Annotated in this window: 1 protein-coding gene; it reads right to left on the reverse strand. The window is 72.9% G+C overall.

Features of this window, described 5'->3' with window-relative positions:
- Positions 1-206 (reverse strand): HD domain-containing protein (locus GUI70_RS23905; RefSeq protein ID WP_161884617.1); only part of this gene is annotated, 206 nt, incomplete at its 3' end.
- Position 207: the final 1 nt, after the last annotated feature.

Consider the following 207-nt stretch of genomic DNA (forward strand, 5'->3'; position numbering starts at 1 on the left):
CAGCGCTCCAGCAGGGTGCGGGCCGCCCGGCCGTGCAGCGCCAGCGGGTGGGCAGCGTCGATCGGCACTTCCGGTGGAGCCAGCCGCAACAGTTCGCGGTCCGGCAGATCGCGGGCGATGTCGTGCAGAATACCCGCCAGATACGCCCGGTCGGCGTCGAGCCGATTGGCGACGGCAATCTCGCGGGCCAGGCCCGCCACCCGCAAC

It is taken from the genome of Deinococcus alpinitundrae, assembly GCF_009982895.1.
GTDB lineage: Bacteria > Deinococcota > Deinococci > Deinococcales > Deinococcaceae > Deinococcus > Deinococcus alpinitundrae.